The following is a 20,364-nucleotide window of genomic DNA, read 5'->3' as shown; positions in this document are numbered from 1 at the left end:
GTGTGAGTTAGCAAACATCTACTTCAAATTGATTAACTGGCCACCAGAAGAAACCATCTTTTTCTAATAATTCATCAGCTTCTTTTGGTCCCATTGTACCAGAATCATAATTAGGGAATTGAGTAGCAGGTGTTTGTTCCCAAGCTTGGGAAATTTTATCGACATAGCTCCATGATAATGCCACTTCATCCCAATGTGTAAAGTTAGTAGCATCCCCATGCAAGCTATCGTCAATTAGCTTTTCATATGCTTCTGGCGTATTGATTCCTGCAATACCAGTATTAGCATAGCTTAGCTTTATTGGTGTTGCTTCCATATTTTGTCCTGCTTTTTTGGCGTTTAAATGTAAAGTAATTCCTTCTTCTGGCTGAATGTGAATAACAAGAAGATTTGGAGTGATTTCTTGATTTGGACGATTATATAAATTCATTGGAATATCTTTAAATTGTACCACTATTTTTGTTGATTTACTTTCTAATCTTTTACCAGTACGGATATAGAATGGAACACCAGCCCAACGGAAGTTATCAATCATTACTTTTCCAGCGACAAAAGTTTCTGTGTTGGAGTTAGGGTCTACCATTTGTTCTTCGCGGTAGCTCGGTACCTCAACATCTTCCACAAGTCCTTTTCCATATTGTCCTCTTACAAAGTATTTATCAACTTCATCTACTTCAACAGAACGCATGGCACGGAAAACTTTCACTTTTTCTGAGCGAATCTCATCTGGTGTAAGTTTAATTGGTGGTTCCATTGCAAGTAGTGCAACCATTTGCAGCATATGGTTTTGAACCATATCACGAAGTGCCCCGCTTGTTTCATAATATCTTCCACGTTCTTCCACGCCTAATACTTCACTTGAAGTAATCTGAATGTTACTGATATAGCGGTTATTCCATAGATTTTCAAAAATCGCATTGGAAAAACGGATTGTTTCGATATTTTGAACCATCGCTTTTCCTAAATAGTGGTCAATTCGATAAACTTCATCTTCAGAAAAAGCAGTACGAATTTGTTCATTCAGTTCTTTGGCCGATTCTAAATCATGACCAAATGGTTTTTCGATAATTAGACGTTTGTACCCTTTTACTTCTGTTAGTCCATCCTGCTTTAAATGAATGGCGATAGGACCAAAGAATTCAGGTGCCATTGCTAAGTAGAATACACGATTACCATTTAAGTTATGTTTTACATCTAATTCATCAGCTATGTTTTTAAGCTCAACATAAGAACTTGAATCTGTAACATCATGTGAATGATAGCAGAAATAAGAAGCGAATGTCTCAAGATCATCATTTTTAGAACTTGCAATTGCTTCAGAAACAGAATTAACAACATTTTGTTTAAACTGTTCTTGTGTTAATGTTCTTCTCCCGACACCTACAACCGCAAAATTTGCTAATTTACCTTTTTTATACAATCGATAAAGAGAGGGGAAAAGTTTTCTATTCGCTAAATCTCCTGTTGCCCCGAAGATCATAATAAGTGCATTTGATGTTTGTTTTTCATTCACTTTCTAGTACCTCATTTCATTTATATATGTATGAAAATTATTAAATTGCTGTTTTACATAGGTGCATTTTCACTTAAATAATACATGTACCTATACAGTTATAAAATTTTATCTTTTTCTTAAGGAGATAGCAACAAATTTGTTTATAATTTTTGCAAATATTTTTACTATTTGTATTTACAGCAGAAATTTTTCATTCATCCAACATGATATTACAATATATTAGCAAAAGTTACTAGTTAAAAGATTTACGTATTTGGATAAACAGGCAGCTGTAAAGTATACTTAATACGTCTATTCTAATTTAGTATTTAATGATACGCTTTTATTTATACAAAGGTTTCATGACAAGAAAGAAAACGAAAGGGGATTAGTAAGCTTATTATGAAGTTGCAATTTTTAGGAACTGGGGCAGGTATTCCAGCAAAAGCAAGAAATGTTACAGCGATTGCTTTAAAGCTTTTAGAAGAGAAGGGAAGTATTTGGCTATTTGATTGTGGCGAAGCAACGCAGCATCAAATTTTACATACCAATATTAAACCAAGAAGAATTGATAAAATTTTTATTACCCATTTGCATGGAGACCATCTATATGGTTTACCAGGCTTTCTCGCCAGTCGGTCTTTCCAAGGGGGAGAGACACCACTAACGATATATGGCCCGAAAGGAATTAAGGAGTATGTACAAGTTAGCCTTGCTGTCAGCAAAACTTTTTTAAAGTATGCGCTAAATATTGTAGAAATCGATGAAGGCATTATTTTGGAAGAACAAGATTTTATCGTGGAAGCAAAAATACTTGAGCATGGTGTTACAAGTTATGGCTATCGGATTATAGAAAAGGACCGACCTGGAAAATTAGATACAGATAAATTAAAGCAATATGGAATAATGCCTGGCCCTATTTATAAAAAAATTAAAGAGGGGGAAGACCTCGTCCTTGATGACGGTACGGTTGTAGGTAGCCAAACCTTTCTTGGCCCGAATATTAAAGGGAGAATTATCACTATTTTAGGAGATACAAGAACCTGTGCTTCTGCTGAGATTTTGGCAAAAGAGGCTAAAATATTGGTTCATGAAGCAACCTTCTCCGAAAAAGAAAGTTCCATCGCAACGGAATATTATCATTCTACAACGGCACAAGCTGCCAAAACAGCTAAAAAGGCAAATGTAGACTGTCTCATTCTTACACATATTAGTGCCAGATATGATTATGCATTAACAGAACAATTATTGCAGGAAGCAAGAACTATCTTTCCCAATACATATATAGCAGAAGATTTTTCAGAATACGAGATATAAGTAAAAGGATGTTGTCAAAAAAGCGGCAACATCCTTTCTATATTTAAATAATGTTATTTGGACAGTTTTAGTTCTTCTGTAAGTGCTTTTCCCATCCTTTTGGATTGGGCTGTTGCCTCTTCCATACACGAAATGAAGGCCTTCTGTACATCATATTGCTCAAGAATGTTAATGCCTGCTTCTGTTGTGCCACCAGGACTAGTTACATTCTTGCGAAGCTCAAGTGCACTCTTGGGGGACGATGCGATCATTTCCGCTGCACCAAGGATTGTTTGTACAATCAACTCATTAGCTACTTCCCGATTTAGTCCGATTTTTACAGCTCCTTTTTCCATCGCTTCCACTAAATAATAGATATAAGCTGGACCGCTTCCAGAAAGACCGGTTATGGCATCTAATTGTTCTTCTTGAATAAATGTAACTAATCCAACTGTTTCAAACATGTCCAGGACGAATGTTTTTTGTGCTTCTTCTACAAAGGAGTTGAAGGCAATACCTGTTGCTGATTTTCCAACTGTTGCAGAAGTATTGGGCATAGCACGTGCAATGGGAACTTCCAGTCCGATTAGCCGTTGCAGACTGTCCATATTTACGCCAGCAAGCACGCTAATGAGCAGCGTTTCTTTTGTGATATAATTTTTCCATTGTACAGTAGCTTCTTTTAGATCTTTCGGTTTCATCGCGAGAATAATGGCATCAGCTTCTCCAACTAATTTTTCTATATCGAAAGAGTATTTAACACCATAGCGATTCTGTAATTCAATGAGTCTTTCTGTATTACCGCGGTTTGTGACGGTAATTTCTGTACTCTCCTGCAACTTACTAGAAACAATCCCCGAAATTAACGCTTCGCTCATAGAACCAGCACCAATGATAGCAATTTTTTTCATTTTTATTCCTCCTATAAAAACGTTGTATGGAAATAAGAAAACCTCTCGTCATAATGAAAGGACGAAAGGTTTTTTCCGCGGTACCACCTTAGTTTAACTATAATCAGCACATGTGCGTGATTATACAACTCTTTTCCGGTAACGACGGTTTACGTTTAGGTTTGCCTAACAACTCCTAAGTAGGTTCAATGAAATGGATCTTGATGAAGTTTTGCAGCCATAGAACTTCACTCTCTAGCAAGCCATTGTCATTTACTAATCTTAATCATCGCATTCCTATGATAAATTTATTTGATTATGCAAGAAAAAAGGCTTGTCTGTCAATAGAAAAATAGAGTAGTGGGAAAATTAGTCCGTTGATTGTATAATTAAATTTAGAATTTTACAAAAAAAGGGGATTCGCAATGAAGAATAGAATAAAAGGTTCTTATCTATATTTCTTGATAGATGATAATCTCATCTATTGTTACAAATTAGAGTCACACACATACATTACATTAGATGACTTAAAAAAAACTAAGCATTCTGCTCTTTATAATATTAAAAATAGACAAGAGTTTCAAAGCTTTGAACATGAAAATAGTGAAGCAGTGCAAGGTCTTGGATTATTTTTGGATGAAGAAAGTTTAAACGAAATAGTTACGTGCATCAACAAAGCGATAGAAAACAACAGAAGAAAAGACCGTGAAACATAAAAAAGCTATTCATCTTGTTGCATCCCCATATATTGCAAGTAGATTAGCTGTTGATCTTCAAGGGAATAAGGAAAAAACAGATTATATCAGGACTAGTCAGCTTATATGGAGAGATAGAGGAAAAGTATCTTTATACGGATCCTGATTTTCTTGAATATTGGATTCGCTACCTTGTTTATTCAGGTGCATTGGAGATGAAAGGAATTCCTAAAAATAGGAGACGTTATTTTGTTTGTTTAAAAAAGATGAGTGAAGCGCTCAGTTGTTATTTTAAATTTTCTATGTGAAAATGAGAAGGGAAACATCAAGGCCAAGAAAGAGAAAAGTTGGATTTAATCGATATAATATATCAATCTATTGATGATTATTTAGGAAATAAGAATAAGGCATTTTTACATGATGCATGTGCTTTTTGAGGTGGATAATGAAGGAATTAAACGGAAAGAACATAGTAATTACAGGTGCTTCGTCTGGCATAGGAGAGAAAATTGCTATAAAAGCTGCTCATTTGGGGGCTCGTCCTATCCTTCTGGCTCGTTCAGAAGATAAGCTCGCTGCTATTTGCAAGAAAATAAATAATCAGTTTCCCGGACAAGCTCTTTATTTTACTTTAGATGTAAGCAATTTGGAGCAAGTAAAGAAAGTCTTTGCAAAGATATATCAAGAAGTTGAATTTATTGATATATTAATTAATAATGCTGGATTTGGTATCTTCGATATGGTTCATGAAGCAAAAATGGAAGACATTAATCGATTGTTTCAAGTAAATGTAATGGGGCTTATTGCTTGTACCAAAGAGGTATTACCTTCGATGCTAAAAAATAATGAAGGCCATATCATTAATGTCGCCTCCCAAGCAGGAAAACTAGCTACTGCTAAATCAAGTGCCTATGCAGCGACAAAACACGCTGTTCTAGGATTTACAAATAGTCTTCGAATGGAAGTGGCTAATTCAAATATAAAAATCTCTGCTGTAAATCCAGGACCAATCGAGACAAATTTTTTTCATATAGCCGACAAAACGGGGAATTATGTAAAAAATGTGCAGAAATTTATGCTTTCAGCTGATACAGTGGCTGATAAAATAATAAAATTAATGCTACATCCAAAACGTGAGTTAAATTTACCTGTGTGGATGAACTGGGGAAGTGTTCTTTATAATCTATTTCCGGGAATTGCAGACAAGCTTGTTGGCGGGATTTTAAATAAAAAATAGAATGAGCTAAAGTGAATTCGTAATATAACTATAAACAACATCTTGAACTAGATCATAAAGGTCATGGACAGGATGTTGTTTTTTTAAAGCGATAATATGGACTGCTAAGCGTTCATAATCATGAAGAGAGAGTGAATCGGGTTCCAAATGATATTGATTAAGTGATTTTTGAATCATTTTTTTTATGAGTAATGTATTCATCTTATCTTTCCTTATTAATGAGTAGTTTTTCTTTTAATAATAAAAAGTGAAAAAATCAGATTATCCGTATAAACACTGAATGTACTAATACCTTTCAAGGAAAAAGTAATATAACTACTATTTTACTACTTATGGACGAATCTTGATATGTTGAAATAATCTAGAAAAGGAAAAATCCTTCCATTGTGAAAATTAAATACGGAATAGATAGGCACTTTAAAACAAAGTGTCTCAGACTGTAGACAAACTCCTGTATTTTTGGAAATAGAAGTTTAACTAAAGAATATTTATTAACCTCTTTGAATCAGGGGGTTACTTTCCACTCCGGGGGTTCGCTTTCCGTGGGGCTCGCGCTGAGCCGCTTCGGCTTTCAGCCTGCAGGGTCTCAGACTGTCTCGCTAATCCCACAGGAGTCTCACCCCCTCCACTCTAAGCAACGCATAAAAATGCAATTCTACTTCACAAATATCTTTTTGTCTACAAACTGAGGCACTTTAAAACAAAGTGTCTATTTTTATGTTTTAGAAGATTGGCGTGTGATTTAAGGAAAATACAAATGAATCAACTCTTTGGGATAAGTATTAGAAGAAAAACGATTAGAATCTGGTGTATCACAAAATAAGCTAGCAGTTCACGATGGAGTTTTCAGTAAATCTAGAAAAATATTAACCAGTTAATTATTTTTTGTGAAATATGTATTTTATATTGACTATGATAAAATCTTAATATAAACTACAAATAATTAACTGGTTAACAAAAAGATGAGGTGATTTAAATGGACAAAAACACAGAAGCACTAGAGGCTTTAGAACAATTCATCAAGGAAAGAGAAGCTGTTGATAAAATAAGAAAACAGATGAAAATAAGCCAAGAAGAATCAATTATATCGGATTGGACACTGACTCAATTACACATCGTGGCAACTATTAAAGAAAGTGGAAGAGCAAATAATACTACATTATCTGAAAGTTTAAATGTATCTAAACCAGCGATTACAAAAGCTGTCAGGAAATTATTAGAGCATCATATCTTAGAAAAGGTACAAGATGAAGATAACAAAAAAGAAATTTACTACTTGCTAACAAAATCAGGAGAAATGCTTGCTCTTATCCATGCACAACTACATAAACAGGCAAGGGAACGTTATTTGCGTATTTTGAATGAATTTAAACCAGCTGAATTAGAGATCATTATTCGCTTTTTAAATGCTATAACGGAAAGTATAAAGTCTCAATAAGTCTAAAAAGGAGAATATGTATGTCTCGAAAAATGTCTCAAACGAAAATGTTATCTTTATATTTGTTGAGTATTAGTAGTTTTTTCGTTTCTTTAAATCAAAATATTTATACACCGGTGATTCCGCTTATTCGAGATTCCTTTAATGTTTCTATCAGCTGGGTGAATTTTACTGTTAGTAGTTTTATTTTTATCATAGCACTGATTCAAATTATTTTAGGGACTATGATAGATACGAAAAATCAAAAACGTTTATTAATACTTAGTTTTATTTTCATTGCTATTTCAACGATTGCCTGTTCGTTTGTAACCAATTTTATACTCTTTATGATTTTTCGGATTGTTCAAGCAATCGGTGCAGGGATTGTCCCTTTAGTGGCAATAAATATGATTTCACACTTATTTGAAGGGGAGAAAAGAGGGAGTGCCATGGGGACGTATCAAATATTGCTCACCCTTGCTCCCGCAGTTGCCCCAATATTAGGAGGAATATTAGGAGAACATTTTGGTTATCCAGGGATTTTCCTATTTCTTTTTATTGTTGCGATCGTCTTGCTGCTGTTTATTATATATACACTTCCTGATAGTGGTGAAAAAGTATATAGTCAGAGAATATCACCAAACTTTATTCAAACCTATCAGGCTATCTTTTCCAACCAAGTAGGTTTTATAACGATAACAGTAAGTTTTTTTATCTTTTTCATTTACTTCGCTATTATCGTATTTTTACCGATACTACTCAACGACCATTATCATATATCCTTGCAAAATATCGGGTTATTATATTTACCTTTAACAGTAAGTATGATTTTAGGGAGTATGCTCTTCAAAAAATTGCAGATAAGAATATCGTGGAGAAAACTGTTTACGATTGTTCTTTTTTTGATGCCTCTGCTCATTATAATTTTTGGTTTACTTCATACGAAATCAATCATAGGGTTAAGTATTCTATTATTTATGTATGGGATAACAGTAGGGTTTGCTTCTCCCTTATTTTCAACGGTTATCAGTAATGAATATAATGAAAACCGTGGTGCTGCTTTAGGTTTGTTTAATTTCATTCGTTATTCTGGTATGGCAGTCGGAGGCATGTTTATTGGATTAAGTCGCATACTACCAAGCTCTTACATCTTTATCTTTTTAGGTGTGTTACTACTTCTTCTTTCTTTATTTCAATATTCAAGTTTAAAAAAGACTTGGAAACAAAGATAGCCTAAACACTATAAACAGTCCATTTTAAGTTTGATTAGCGTTTTTTCTGAAGTGAATGGGTCTATAAATAATAAAGGAAGAGGTTAAATGAAGCATTGTTAGATGTAGTATGACGATAGTGATTTCTCTTTCTTAAGTTTAAAAAAATAGTATCTTTGTTCAAAGTATTATATACTAATTTTTATCTAATAAAAGGATTATCACTAATTTTTGATAAAATAAATGATAAGTTCGAACCTATAAGGAGATGAGATAAAATGGAAAAAGCAACTTTTGCAGGTGGATGTTTTTGGTGCATGGTATCCCCATTTGAAGAACAGCCAGGTATTGGCGGTATTGTTTCAGGTTATAGCGGGGGACATGTGGAAAATCCAACTTATGAACAGGTGAAAACTGGAACGACAGGACATTTTGAAGTAGTGGAAATCACATATGATCCTGAAGTCTTTCCATATGAACGTTTATTAGAGTTATATTGGCAGCAAATTGATCCGACAGATCCAGATGGCCAATTTCATGATCGTGGGCCACAGTATCGAACAGCTATTTTTTATCATAATGATAAGCAAAAAGAACTTGCAGAGAAATCAAAACAAGCTATGGCGGCAAGCGGAAAATTTAGCAAGCCCATTGTTACATTAATTGAACCAGCAGCTATCTTCTATCCAGCAGAGGACTATCATCAAGATTATCATAAGAAGAATAAGCAGCATTATAAAGAGGATAGAGAAAAGTCAGGAAGAGATGTGTTTATTAAAGAACACTGGTAAAAAAAGAAGCGAATTTTGCTAAACAAACTGTCTGTAATGATAGATTGTAGCAAAATTCGCTTTTTGTGTTTTCTTTGAGTCTATCTTCCTATGTTTTGTTTGATTATCCTAAACAGCAATAAATATTTTTATTTTTAGGCTAAAGTATTGTCGATACTTGTCGATATGATATAAGGATTAGATCAATGAAAAGAGGTAGTTTTAATGAAATTTTTACAAAATATCAATATTTCTAAAAAAATATTGATTATTATTATGTTTAGTACTATTGGACTGGTGCTGATCGGATTATTTGGAATGTATGGAATAAAAGAAATGGCGAAAAGTTCCAAAGAAATGTATGAAGAAAATCTATTACCTAATACTTACATAGCAAAGATCCAAAACTATCGCCGCACGAACGATAGCTTAGTTATAGAGCTAATGATAACAGAGGATAAAAAGAGAAATGAAGAGTTATTAGAGACTATTAAAAAGAATTCGGAAGAATCGGATAAATATGTCAAAAAGTTAGATGCTATTTCGCTTTCCAAAAAAGAAGAGGATGAATATAAAATTTTTAAGGATGCCTATACAGGCTTTAGAAGTCTTCAAGATGAAGTGATATCATTAGCAAACAATAATTTAAATGACTCAGCCTATAATCTTTATACGAAAAATCTTGAATCGAAGAGAAATATTATTAATAGCCAATTGGATGAACTCCAAACAGCAAATGAGGAAAATGCAGAACAGATATCAAATGAAAATAACAAGTATTATATGAAAATGATATATATTTCTTGGGGAGTTATATTTGTTGCTGTTGTACTTGCTGTATTATTAGGTCTCTATATTTCCGCAATGATTGTTAGCCCAATTAAACGTCTACAGATTTTAATGGAAAGAGGAGGACAAGGAGATTTCTCTGCAAGATCAAGTTATAAGGCAAAGGATGAAGTAGGTTCTCTATCCGATAGTTATAATAGGATGGCGGATGGTATGAAGGGGCTTATCGAAATGTTATCGGAAACGTCCCATCATCTCGCTTCATCATCGGAACAATTGAGTTCCAGTTCAGAAGAAAGCAGCAAAGCAAGTGAACATATTTCTGAAACAATCCAGCAGCTTGCAGAAGGGTCTGAAACACAAATGAGATTGATGGAATCAAGCTCAGCTGGTATCCGTAATGTAAATGAAACGACTGGACATATAACAGTGCGTGCAAAAAAAGTGGCAGAAACAGCAGAGCAAACAGCGGATGTATCGCATGAGGGTGCAAAACGTATTTCAGAAGTAACGACACAAATGAAATCCATTAATAATAATGTGATGACGCTTGCTGAATCAATAGCTACATTAGAAACTAGAATAAATCAAATAGGAGATATTACCATGGTAATATCGGACATTTCTTCCCAAACCAATTTATTAGCATTAAATGCAGCCATTGAAGCGGCAAGAGCTGGAGAACAAGGAAAAGGTTTTGCTGTTGTAGCGGATGAGGTAAGGAAATTAGCGGAACAAACTGCTGGATCGGCTGAGCAAATTACTGGTCTCATCAGCCAAATTCAAATTGATTCTAAGAATACTTCCTTATCGATGACAACTGCTGCAAATGATGTAGATGCAGGAATAACAATTGTCCAAGATGCAGGAGAATCATTCCATAGAATCGAACATTCTGTACAAGAACTAGTTATATTAGTAGAGGAAGTAAGTCAATCGCTTGATCAATTAAAAGAACATACGAATACAATCAATGGTTCGATTTTGGAAGTGAATTCGATGGCAAGTGAAGCAGCAGCAAGTACAGAAAATGTATCTGCTGCAACCGAAGAACAGGTTGCATCCATGCAAGAAATAGCAGCTTCTTCTACATCATTAGCACAATTAGCTTCCGATTTACAAGATAAGATAAAGCAATTTAAAATATAAAATTTCATAGAGAATTGCTTAAAAATGTATAGCAGTTCTTTTCATTTAGTATTCGAATAGGTATGTAAGCAAATATAAACCCGAACTATTATACGGAAATGTTAGTGGGAATTTCGTATAATAGTTCGGTTTTTTTTATTCAAATGAAACGAAAGAATGATAGATTTAGAACTTGATCTAGAGGTTGTAGCACAACCCTTTCTTATGTGTTCAAAGGAATATCGTATAGTAATAGCGTATTTAAAAATCTTTATCCTTTTGGCTATGTCCTCAAAATATAATGTAAAATTAATTATAGTATTCCGAAAAAAGATGCACATGCTCTAATCGAAAATGCTTCCGTTATATTCTTGTTGGGTGGAGATACACTTAACTTAAATAGTTTTTTGCAGGAATATGAACTGTTTGATTTGATTCGAAAAAGCAAGGCTGTTGTAATGGGGGCAAGCGCTGGTGCAATCAATATGTCCGCAAAATGGTTATGCTCAAAACATTTTGGCTATGAAGTGGAAATAAGCACTGTATATGATGGAATTAGTCTTGGCAATTTTTCGATTCTGTCTCATTTTGACCTAGAAAATAACCTTGCATTGGTTCAAAAAGAACTATCTCCTTTATCAGAGGAAATTGACATTTATGCATCGAATAAAGATTGTGCTGTACGAGTAAAGGAAGATAAAGTGGACATTTTAGGTGAGGTGTATTTAATTTCCCACTCAAATATTAAGAAATTAGAGGAGACTCTCTAATTTTTATTGAAGTCTAAGCAATACCTTAGACTACTAAGGATGATATATATTAGAATTAACGGAGTATTAGAAATATTAACGAAAGTGGGGATATAGATAATGGAAGTAAAACTGCTAACTCTGCAAACGAATAATATCAAAGAAATGAAGAGTTTTTATGTAGAGACTCTTGGATTTCCATTGATTAAGGAAGATAGTCATAGCTTTTGCATTAAAGCGGGTTCAAGCAAATTGAAATTTACATCAGAAAATGTATTGGGTAATCCATATTACCACTTTGCTTTTAACATTTTTGCTAATAAATTTGCAGAAGCAAAGTCATGGGTAAAAGAAAGGGTTGCATTAAATGTTAATGATGAGGGAGAAGATGAAGTGTATTTTTCCAATTTCCAGGCTCATTCTCTCTATTTTTATGATCCTTCTGGAAATATAGTAGAGTTTATTTCAAGGAACTCTATTTCCGAACAAGATGAGGCTCCTTTTTCTAGTGAAAGTGTCATAAACATCAGCGAGATAGGGGTAACGGTCAGTGATGTAGCAGCCGCAGGGAAAAGATTGATGGAAGTGGGAATTAATGAACGGGATAATCAACCTTTAGATCTAACATCCATCAACTTTATGGGAAATAAATCAAAAGGCATCTTCTTAATCCTTAATAAACCAGGAAGAGAATGGTTTTTCTCTAATAAAATTTCAGCTGTATTCCCTCTGGAAATTATCACCTCGCAACATCACACAATTGTGGTTGATGTAGAAGGGAATTTAGAAGTTAGCTAGAATCAATATAAAAATTTTTCCTTGTTGATAAATTCAGAGGATTTTAATGAGTTAGATGAAAAAGAGTTTGTAGTAGAAGGAATTATTACTGATACCGAGCATATTGGGGATGCTGACTATCATTTTTTTACAACTAGAGAAAATATGAAAGCAATGTTTGGGATTGACACACTTTATCAGGTAGAAATGAACATTCTGCATGGATATAAGAAAGAAAAAGTTAAGTTGATTCAATCCTTATTACAGGATCCTGCATATTCCAATACAATTCTCTATAGCCGTGCTGAAGAGTTGGCAGAGTTGGAGCAGCAATTCCTTCAACGAGTATTCCTTCTTTACTTGGCAGTAGCCATGATGATTATATTTACTGTTATTGGGTTAATGAACAGTACTGCCAGCAGTATTAAGGAAATACTGAAAGAACTTAGTATGTTGCGAGTATTGGGGAGTACTAAGAAGAGGTTACTTTCATTATTACTAATGGAAGGCGCATTACTAACAACAACAGCTGGTGTATTAGCGATTGGATTATCTACTTTATCGGCATATTGCTTCATTCAAGGCTTGGATGCCAATACATTTGCAGTATTACCAAAACTTCTGTTGGGATTATTTTTATTATCACCTTTGATTGGTTTAGGAGCCGTCTTAATTCCCGCACTATGGGCAACAAGATTAGACCTAATGAAAGGAATGAGAGAATAACTTGATTAAATTTGATAAAGTTATAGTTTTAAATCTCTTGATAACAAATTAATTGATTGCGGCTTGCTTTTTTCAAAAGTTCCAGTTATTAATGTGGTTCTTAAGCTGTTTATTGTGTAGAAAATGGAGCAAGTTTGTAAAATAAAAAGAAATAAAGAGACTGGGACATAAGTATTTCAATTAAATTTAATCCCGAACAATTATACGTACACACTAAAAAAAATTCGTATAATTGTTTGGTTTTTTTATTTATTTTAAGAAAGAAGTTTTGTGGTAATCGCACGCAGACTGAATACACTGCGCTTTCCATGGGGCGAGCGCCAAGCCTCCTCGTCACTACGTTCCTGCGGGGTCTTGGACTTTCTCGCAGCTCCCATAGGAGTCTCCGTGTATTCAGTCTGCTCCGTTTTATTTTCTTTTGAAAAAAATGCTGGAACTAAATAATCTTTAAAAACGGAGTGAAATGGAGCGGAGGACACTCAACTCCTGCGGGAAGTAGAGCAAAGCCTAAGACCCCACAGGCTTGAAGCCGAGGAGGCTTAGGTTGCTCCCCGCGGAAAGGGAGTGTCTGTAGCGTAATGGAACGAATTGGTTTCCCTACTAATTTAGAGATTGTTCGTCTTTATCCATTAATTATTTTGTTATGTCCCACTCTCTTTTTAGTTGGGATAACTAGTCTATGAAAAAATGTCATGTATAATTGACATTTTATCAAAATGTCATATATAATGTACTTATAGGTCTTCGTGAAAGGATGTCTAACTTGAACAGGGTCAAAGAGTATAGGAAACATTGCAGTTTAACCCAAATTGAACTCGCTAAGAAAGTAGGTGTAGCAAGACAGACCATTAATTTAATTGAGAATGATAAATATAATCCCTCTTTGTCTTTATGTATTTCCTTAGCCAAGGAGCTTAACACAGACCTTAATACACTATTTTGGGAGGATAATACTAATGAGGAATAAGATACTTAATCGTTTTATAGGGGTTTATGATGATCGAGATGAATACCAGCTCTATGAAATCCATAAAGAATTAGCCTTTTCTGGAATTATGCTGTGGTATTTGACTACACTATTAATGATTATTAGTCTCATTATCGACACAATTCATCATACACTTTCATTTGCAACTCCTTCGCTTTTCATTGTTAATATGATTTATGCAATTTTGACACTTATAAAAATAAGAAAAAGCAGCTTGATGAAACGGATTGTGCTTCTATAGAAGAGTACGAAGAAAAGAAAAAGCAATTGAAAAAATCGTCATTCCTAGCTGGCATTCAATGGGGCTTAAGTATGTTAATTTTGATGGAATATGTATTTCCGTATTTGTCAACAGGTGAATTAAACCTTGAGTGGTGGAACGTATTAATCTGGCTTTTAGGTGGAATGTTATTTGGTATGACAATGTATTTGTTCTCTAAATCAAAGCTGCAGAAACACTTTTGATATAGTTCGGCTTTAAGATCTTGAACATAGATACTTGCTTATAAAGGGAGCTTATGATCCAAAAGGGTATAATAAAACGAAGATAATACTAATTATTGAGAGACATAGAAACATGGAAAAAGATTGTATTTATTATTTTAGCTGTATTATCTCATGTTTCTTTCATTTGGCTGTCCTTAACTAATGTTGAATACAATAATGCTGGAAATGCAGACAAAAAGAATTACTCGTATTCCTAATAAAAAATTAGTTTAGTTTGCTGGCAAAAGTCCTTGAGAGTAATCCCATTCTCAAGGACTTTTGTATTTTTGCTATATTCAAGATCTAATTATAAAGAAAAGCACTAACCAGTATATGTATTCAATATTATTCCTCCATATAAAACGCAGCTTTCGAAGGCCGTGTATTAAAGATAAATAATATAATCGTTACTGCAAACATTATGATGCTTCCTAATATGATAACAGACTTAATGGAAATCATTTCAGCCATTATCCCAAAAAGTATGGTCGAAATAATGATAAAAAAGGCTTCAATGCATCTGTACACACTGCCAACCCTTCCCATTACATGTACGGGAATATTCTTTTGATAAAATGTGTTAAATCCTGTGTTGAGAAAAGCCATCGAAAAGGAAAGAACAAAAAAACCAATTGCCGCTATCAAAAAATTAGCGGAAAATGCATAAATCATATACCCGACTGATACCATCAAGGATCCAAGTCCAATCAGCCAAGAGGTAGCAACCTTTTTAACAATTATGATATTAACTAGTGCGCCAACAATTATCCCCGCACCAGCAATACTCACGAGAAATCCATAATCTCTCTCTGACAATAGAAGTACTTCTCTTGAAAACGCTGCTTCAAGTGAATCTACTGCAGTTGCTAAAACCATTATTGTACTAAAGAGTAAATAAATAATGATAATATAGAGATGGTTCCGGCTAAAATCTACAACTAATCTCCAATCTTGTCTTAAAATCTTTAAAGATATTTTTTTATCTTCTGTTTCAATAAAATCATTTCTTTCAATATTTGGCAGAATAAGTGTGATAAGAGCTGAAATGAAAAGAGCTATTGCATTACTATAGATGGCAAAATTAGGTGTACCAATCATAAATAGCATTCCCGCAATGGCAGGTCCTATCACAAATGCTCCAGAATCAATTAAGCTTCGAAGTGAATTAAACCTTTTTCTTTGATCTGGAGGAATTAACTTGGTAATGTACGGTACTGACGTTTGTTCATACATGGAACTAGCTACATTAATAAAAAAAACGATTGTATAAATGGCAGAAAGAGATGATAGGGAAGGCAATAAGGCAATGAACACTGCTTGGAATATGTTCAGCAAAACCATCAAATGCTTTTTATTCAATCGGTCTATTAAACTACCGGACCAAAAGTTTGTAAAAAATGCAGATAGAGCCCTAAGTATATATAACCCCGAAACAGCAAGTACCCCCATCCTATCAAGAACGATTAAATTTAGCGCTATAAAATAGACCCATTCTCCAATACTGGAAATACCAATGCTTGATAATAAGATAGAAGGGTATTTCCACGACTTCACTAACTTGTTTATACGCAATTTATTTCCTCCTTAAAATGCAAAATTGGATAATAAAAAAACTCACCCCCAAGATTTAGTCTTGAGGACGAGTTGCTGCGCGCCGTGGTGCCACCCCAGTTTGACAATATGTTACCATATTGTCCTTTGTAGGTACGGTATGAAGAACATACATATACCCTAGCTCGATAACAGGAGCATCTGTCACACCATCACCCATATGGATCCGATGTGCCGCTCAGAGGCTTGCTTCCAACCATTATTCTTACTCCTTTCCACCAACAGGAGCTCTCTTTGAAGAATTGTATGATTGTACTCTTCTCATCATCGCATGTATTTGTTTGTGGCATTTTATTGTTTTTTACCATATCAAACCTTCGCGGGGATGTAAAGAAATTTTAAATAATAATTTTAATATGAATGTGTATATTTACTTTTTTTGAAGGGGCAAGGTAGCTCTATTGTATTTACGATAACAGGGGGTACTTCAATTTCTGCAAGCTATGCAAGTGGTTAAAAAGCCATATGACTATTGAGTTCTTCTAATAACTCCTGCGTATCAATGATGTATTGAAATCTTAATGAAATAAAGGCTATATTTTGTGATAATAGTATACTAGTAAGTTTACCAAACTTGCTATATTTTTCAATAAAATGTATGATAGTTTTATGATTATCGAACAAAAAAATAAAGATCAAATTAAAGTACAAATATTTAAGGCTTTGGCTGATGAATCCCGACTAGAAATTATCCGGATTCTTAGAGATCAAAAAACAGAATTAAGTTGTGGAGAGGTAGGTGAAAAAATTAATATTACAAAATCAACAGCTTCATACCATTTTAAAACTCTAAGAGAGGCGGGACTAACATCAACTCGTAAAGAAACTCGAAATAAGTATGTTAAATTAAATTTGGACACGTTTGAGAAGTATTTACCTGGTTTCCTAGATTCATTGTAATCTAGGGTGTTTTTTTGCAATATAGTTCGATAATCATTAAACTATAGAACAATGGAGTGACAGTTTTGAATAAGAAAATATCTATTACTTTTTTCTTAATAATGTTTGTTATTGGTACTGATACTTTTTTAATATCGCCACTAATCCCAACTTTACAAAGTGCTTATCACATACCGATAAGTTGGTCAGGATGGTTGGTAAGCAGTTATGCTTTGGGATATGCCATTTTTGCTTTAATAGCAGGACCAATCTCTGATGGAGCAAATCGCAAGAAAATAATGATTGTTGGTTTGGCTGGATTTTCTATATCCACTTTTATGTGTGGACTGGCAGCAAACTTTTGGACTATGATTTCATTTAGATTGTTGGCAGGAATAAGTGCTGCTTTTGTAACACCGCAAGTCTGGGCTTCGATCCCAATTTTGTCTAGGCAGCAAGACATTATAAAAATAATGGGCTATGCAACTGGCGGTTTGGCTTTTTCTCAATTAATAGGAATTCCGATTGGAAGTTTATTGGCAACCTTTAGCTGGCATACCCCTTTTTACATAATTTCTTTTTTCTCCATTTTTTTGATTGTAGTTGTTTTCTATTTTATGCCTACCATTAAAGCCATAAAGGATAGTGAAAAACAATCAGTTTTCAAGCGATATCGAGGTATATTTAAAACGGAAAATTCCATAAAATATTTCACAGCTTATTTTATATTCCAAGTAGGTAATTTTGCTGTATTCTCTTATATTGGTACTTGGTTTTCCAATCGTTTTTCGTTAAATGTATCTGAAATTGGCTTAGCAATGATGGTATTAGGACTTGGCAATATTATTGGCTCTTTTTTTGGGAGTGGATTGGTGAAAAAGTTAGGAGAACCAAAATCTTTACTCGCAGCCTTAGTAATGTTAATTTTGTTTTACTCAGCACTTCCATTTGTACCCAATTTGTTTATAGGGGAGTTGTTTTTCTTTTTCATATTCTTAATTAACGGAACTCTTTTTCCAGTATTTATGAGTATTTTGCAAAGCTTAACACACTCAGCTCGTGGGACTGTTTCCTCTTTAGCGAATGCTGCTATGTATGCGGGGACAACCATTGGCGGAGTTATTGGAGGGATTCTTTTTAGCCGAATTTTTGGTTTTACAGCAATAACATTTTTTACGGTAATCATGTATTTAACCTCTATTCTCTTATATAAAAGCAGTGGATTATTTAAAAACAGGCAAGATGAGCTTTCCAAGAAGGCGATCTTATAACAAATAAAGAATTAATTATAAGAAAAGCCATCGTTTCGATGGCTTAATCTGAATACATTATTATTTAGTAGAATTAATGTTGTTAAGCCTTAAATTTTAACTTTGCACATATTCCTTTAAAAAGTCATCGACGGCTTTTTCATAAGCCTCTTTGTTTTCATTATAGCTTTGAGCATGTGTACCATTAACAGCGAAAAATAATTTTTTCGGCCCCTTTTTTTTATCGAAAAGTTTTTGTGTCATTTCTGGCAAGATAAAATCATCTTTCTTGCTATGGATAAATAACATCGGACTTTTTATTTTATAAATGACAGAGATAGGGGAAATATCTTTAATCGAATAGCGAGCTCTGGCACGTAAGAATAAATTAGCGATAGGAATAAAGACTTTTCCAGGCAGTTTTATTTCCTGTTTGATGACATAATTTAACAGCTCCTTGAAATCGGAAAAAGGACAATCTGCAATATAGAAATCGGCTCCATCCTCGATTCCTCCAGCATAAAGAATCATTGTTGCTGCACCCATCGATTCCCCATGTATCCCCAAGAGTATATCTTTTCCTTTTTCTCGTTTAAGCCAATCGACAATTTGCTTTAAGTCGAATTTTTCGTAATAGCCAAAGCTTGTATTTTTCCCGCCCGATTCTCCATGTCTGCGATGATCATAAATAATACCGTTGAAGCCTCTTTCTAAAAATAGGTTCATATACTTAATCGAACTCGTTTTATTTTCCGTGACTCCATGGGAAATAATGATATATTTCTTCGTATCAAAAGGCTCTACTAGGATTGCTTTTAAATCATAACCATAAGGAGATGGAATGGTAATTTCTTGTTTAGTTAAATTTTCATAAGAAACAGGGTCTAATCTACCAGCTTCTTTTTCTCTATTTACAATAAAATCATTGTCTTTTTTCTTCATATACATTAATCGATTGGAACAGTATAAACCAATGGAAGTAATAAATAATAACACAGAAAATAAATAACGAAACAGCTTTCTCAAACCGATTCCTCCAGTAAGTTGAAAAATTTAGCAGAAACTAATTTGAGTGTATCATTTCTTTAGAAAGAAACAAAATGGACAACTTCTTTAATTATTAAAAATTAGACGTATATAGATGCATGGTATGATAAAAAATTTTATGCGAAATGAAATAAATGGTTACAAATAAAGGCAGATGAGAGAGAAGAAGCCACACCTTCATAGAAGGTGTGGTGAAGAATAGATTATTGTTTAGAATTTTGTCTGTTTGTTGGATGAATGGCCTTTTCTAATTCTTCTGCGGCAATTGTTTGTTTGACAGTATCTGCATTAGGCTTACCAGCTTGACTGTAGCCTTTGTCACGTTTCTGAGTCATCATTCTTTCCTCCTTGTGTAGAAGTGATGATACTAGCAATCGTCTTAGTATCCAATTCTCTAATATAACTTGAGTAAAAAAATATGTTATTATACATACAGCATAGTAAAAAGAAGGGTGAATTATGGCAGAACATCATTTTTATTTAAAAGCTGATTGGCCAGGATATCGAAATGATATTGGGACAATCGAAAGTGGCAATTTAAAAACAAAAATATCGATTCCAAAAGAAATGGAAGGACCTGGTGTCGGTACTAATCCAGATGAAATGCTTCTCGGAGCAGCAGCAACTTGCTTTATTATTACCCTTGCTGCAATGATGGAAAGAAGTAGACTTGAGAAGGAAAGTTTAACATTAGAATCAGAAGCAGTAGTTGATGTCACAAACGGTGTATTTACTTACCAGAAAATTATTCATCGCCCGAAGATTGTGCTCAAAAAAGACGCTGCTGAAAAAGACATAAAGCTTGCGGCAAAACTTGCGCACAAGGCGGAAGCAAGCTGCATGATTACAAGAGCAATTAAAGGGAATGTAGAAGTCGAATTAGAAGAAACAATAGAACTTGCACTGTAAAATCCAAAGAAGGA

At 34.0% G+C, this 20,364-nt stretch carries 22 protein-coding genes, 1 pseudogene and 2 other annotated features; of the genes and pseudogenes, 17 read left to right on the top strand and 6 right to left on the bottom strand.

What is annotated here, in order from left to right; translation table 11 throughout:
• Positions 1-7 precede the first annotated feature (7 nt).
• Positions 8-1,480, bottom strand: coding sequence for a glucose-6-phosphate dehydrogenase (gene zwf / locus C2I06_RS08945; protein WP_235850338.1), 1,473 nt, complete (start codon positions 1,478-1,480; stop codon positions 8-10).
• Between the two features lie 417 nt (positions 1,481-1,897).
• Here zwf and rnz point away from each other — a divergent pair, with 417 nt between their 5' ends.
• Positions 1,898-2,812: a ribonuclease Z gene (gene rnz / locus C2I06_RS08940; protein WP_123257893.1), complete on the top strand. Its 915-nt coding sequence runs from the start codon at positions 1,898-1,900 to the stop codon at positions 2,810-2,812.
• A 53-nt stretch (positions 2,813-2,865) separates the two neighbouring features.
• On the opposite strand, the gene proC is transcribed toward rnz, so the two are convergent.
• Positions 2,866-3,702 carry a pyrroline-5-carboxylate reductase gene (gene proC, locus C2I06_RS08935; protein ID WP_123257892.1) on the bottom strand — a complete coding sequence of 279 codons (837 nt, stop codon included), beginning with the start codon at positions 3,700-3,702 and terminating at the stop codon, positions 2,866-2,868.
• A gap of 54 nt (positions 3,703-3,756) precedes the next feature.
• Positions 3,757-3,980: a binding site (T-box leader), on the bottom strand.
• Between the two features lie 126 nt (positions 3,981-4,106).
• On the opposite strand from proC, the gene C2I06_RS08930 reads away from it, so the two are divergent.
• The 3 genes from C2I06_RS08930 (at position 4,107) to C2I06_RS08925 (ending at position 5,613) form a co-directional block, all read left to right on the top strand.
• The gene (locus C2I06_RS08930; protein ID WP_123257891.1) at positions 4,107-4,397 is read left to right on the top strand and encodes a hypothetical protein; all 291 of its coding nucleotides are present in this window, start codon (positions 4,107-4,109) and stop codon (positions 4,395-4,397) included.
• A complete protein-coding gene (locus C2I06_RS24965) occupies positions 4,387-4,542 on the top strand; it encodes a hypothetical protein (RefSeq protein WP_164463649.1) in 156 nt (51 codons plus the stop codon). Before C2I06_RS08930 ends, C2I06_RS24965 begins: the two co-directional genes overlap by 11 nt.
• Before the next feature lie 276 nt (positions 4,543-4,818).
• On the top strand, positions 4,819-5,613 hold the full coding sequence (locus C2I06_RS08925; RefSeq protein ID WP_371000274.1) for an SDR family NAD(P)-dependent oxidoreductase: 795 nt from the start codon (positions 4,819-4,821) through the stop codon (positions 5,611-5,613).
• A 6-nt stretch (positions 5,614-5,619) separates the two neighbouring features.
• Here the strand turns inward: C2I06_RS08925 and C2I06_RS08920 are convergent, their stop codons facing one another.
• The gene (locus C2I06_RS08920; RefSeq protein ID WP_095332911.1) at positions 5,620-5,814 is read right to left on the bottom strand and encodes a YqzH family protein; all 195 of its coding nucleotides are present in this window, start codon (positions 5,812-5,814) and stop codon (positions 5,620-5,622) included.
• 775 nt (positions 5,815-6,589) lie between these two features.
• Here C2I06_RS08920 and C2I06_RS08915 point away from each other — a divergent pair.
• From C2I06_RS08915 to C2I06_RS24960, 10 genes and pseudogenes are all read left to right on the top strand, one after another.
• Positions 6,590-7,051, top strand: coding sequence for a MarR family transcriptional regulator (locus tag C2I06_RS08915; RefSeq protein WP_123257890.1), 462 nt, complete (start codon positions 6,590-6,592; stop codon positions 7,049-7,051).
• Between the two features lie 20 nt (positions 7,052-7,071).
• The gene (locus C2I06_RS08910; RefSeq protein WP_123257889.1) at positions 7,072-8,262 is read left to right on the top strand and encodes an MFS transporter; all 1,191 of its coding nucleotides are present in this window, start codon (positions 7,072-7,074) and stop codon (positions 8,260-8,262) included.
• A gap of 257 nt (positions 8,263-8,519) precedes the next feature.
• Positions 8,520-9,032 carry a peptide-methionine (S)-S-oxide reductase MsrA gene (gene msrA, locus C2I06_RS08905; protein ID WP_095332916.1) on the top strand — a complete coding sequence of 171 codons (513 nt, stop codon included), beginning with the start codon at positions 8,520-8,522 and terminating at the stop codon, positions 9,030-9,032.
• 204 nt (positions 9,033-9,236) lie between these two features.
• The gene (locus tag C2I06_RS08900) at positions 9,237-10,949 is read left to right on the top strand and encodes a methyl-accepting chemotaxis protein (protein ID WP_123257888.1); all 1,713 of its coding nucleotides are present in this window, start codon (positions 9,237-9,239) and stop codon (positions 10,947-10,949) included.
• Between the two features lie 287 nt (positions 10,950-11,236).
• Positions 11,237-11,698 (top strand): annotated as a pseudogene (locus tag C2I06_RS08895) (Type 1 glutamine amidotransferase-like domain-containing protein); the annotation flags it as partial.
• Between the two features lie 99 nt (positions 11,699-11,797).
• A complete protein-coding gene (locus C2I06_RS08890; protein ID WP_095332920.1) occupies positions 11,798-12,475 on the top strand; it encodes a VOC family protein in 678 nt (225 codons plus the stop codon).
• Between the two features lie 24 nt (positions 12,476-12,499).
• Positions 12,500-13,180, top strand: a complete 681-nt coding sequence (locus C2I06_RS08885) for an ABC transporter permease (protein WP_095332922.1) — start codon at positions 12,500-12,502, stop codon at positions 13,178-13,180.
• Between the two features lie 763 nt (positions 13,181-13,943).
• On the top strand, positions 13,944-14,147 hold the full coding sequence (locus C2I06_RS08875; protein WP_163188100.1) for a helix-turn-helix transcriptional regulator: 204 nt from the start codon (positions 13,944-13,946) through the stop codon (positions 14,145-14,147).
• Positions 14,137-14,409 (top strand): hypothetical protein, encoded by a 273-nt coding sequence (locus C2I06_RS08870; protein WP_123257885.1) that lies wholly within the window; start codon positions 14,137-14,139, stop codon positions 14,407-14,409. The genes C2I06_RS08875 and C2I06_RS08870 overlap by 11 nt, the downstream gene beginning before the upstream one ends.
• A 71-nt stretch (positions 14,410-14,480) precedes the next feature.
• Entirely contained in the window at positions 14,481-14,633 is a 153-nt protein-coding gene (locus tag C2I06_RS24960) for a hypothetical protein (protein WP_164463648.1), read from the top strand.
• A 366-nt stretch (positions 14,634-14,999) separates the two neighbouring features.
• Here the strand turns inward: C2I06_RS24960 and C2I06_RS08865 are convergent, their stop codons facing one another.
• The gene (locus C2I06_RS08865; protein ID WP_164463796.1) at positions 15,000-16,220 is read right to left on the bottom strand and encodes an MFS transporter; all 1,221 of its coding nucleotides are present in this window, start codon (positions 16,218-16,220) and stop codon (positions 15,000-15,002) included.
• 66 nt (positions 16,221-16,286) lie between these two features.
• Positions 16,287-16,542 (bottom strand) — a binding site (T-box leader).
• A 317-nt stretch (positions 16,543-16,859) separates the two neighbouring features.
• Here C2I06_RS08865 and C2I06_RS08860 point away from each other — a divergent pair.
• Together C2I06_RS08860 and C2I06_RS08855 are read left to right on the top strand one after the other, a co-directional pair.
• Positions 16,860-17,165, top strand: a complete 306-nt coding sequence (locus C2I06_RS08860) for an ArsR/SmtB family transcription factor (RefSeq protein WP_095334221.1) — start codon at positions 16,860-16,862, stop codon at positions 17,163-17,165.
• A 101-nt stretch (positions 17,166-17,266) separates the two neighbouring features.
• On the top strand, positions 17,267-18,415 hold the full coding sequence (locus tag C2I06_RS08855; RefSeq protein WP_095334230.1) for an MFS transporter: 1,149 nt from the start codon (positions 17,267-17,269) through the stop codon (positions 18,413-18,415).
• A gap of 96 nt (positions 18,416-18,511) precedes the next feature.
• Here the strand turns inward: C2I06_RS08855 and C2I06_RS08850 are convergent, their stop codons facing one another.
• Both C2I06_RS08850 and C2I06_RS25805 read right to left on the bottom strand, forming a co-directional pair.
• Positions 18,512-19,420: an alpha/beta hydrolase gene (locus C2I06_RS08850; RefSeq protein WP_123257884.1), complete on the bottom strand. Its 909-nt coding sequence runs from the start codon at positions 19,418-19,420 to the stop codon at positions 18,512-18,514.
• Positions 19,421-19,644: 224 nt separating this feature from the next.
• Positions 19,645-19,779 carry a hypothetical protein gene (locus C2I06_RS25805; protein ID WP_268874817.1) on the bottom strand — a complete coding sequence of 45 codons (135 nt, stop codon included), beginning with the start codon at positions 19,777-19,779 and terminating at the stop codon, positions 19,645-19,647.
• 121 nt (positions 19,780-19,900) lie between these two features.
• Between C2I06_RS25805 and C2I06_RS08845 the strand changes: the two genes are divergently transcribed.
• Positions 19,901-20,350: an OsmC family protein gene (locus tag C2I06_RS08845; protein ID WP_095334218.1), complete on the top strand. Its 450-nt coding sequence runs from the start codon at positions 19,901-19,903 to the stop codon at positions 20,348-20,350.
• Positions 20,351-20,364 lie beyond the last annotated feature (14 nt).

Source organism: Niallia circulans (assembly GCF_003726095.1).
GTDB classification, from domain to species: Bacteria; Bacillota; Bacilli; order Bacillales; family Cytobacillaceae; genus Niallia; species Niallia circulans_A.
This window is presented reverse-complemented; position numbering and strand designations above follow the sequence as displayed.